This window comes from Vibrio sp. 2132-1 (assembly GCF_033344315.1).
In genome coordinates, this window is sequence record NZ_JAWPON010000398.1 from 433 (window position 1) to 668 (window position 236).

Annotated in this window: 1 protein-coding gene; it reads left to right on the plus strand. The window is 46.6% G+C overall.

Annotation, left to right across the window (positions count from 1 at the left end; translation table 11 throughout):
- Positions 1-236, plus strand: a 236-nt coding sequence (locus R8N47_RS25655) for a putative PEP-binding protein (RefSeq protein ID WP_318186159.1), incomplete at both ends; no start/stop codon positions are given.

A 236-nucleotide genomic window follows, 5' to 3' on the forward strand; every position in this document is an offset into this window, starting at 1 on the left:
TCTGTTGGTACTAACGACTTAACTCAGTATTTACTGGCGGTGGATCGGAACAATTCCCGCGTCGCTGATGTCTATGAATCCATGCATCCGGCAGTGCTGTTAGCACTCAAACAGATTCATGACGTGTGCGATAAATATCATGTGCCAGTGTGCATCTGCGGTGAATTAGCCGGTGATCCATTTGGTGCGCTCTTATTACTTGGGTTGGGATACACCAGCTTAAGTATGAACACATC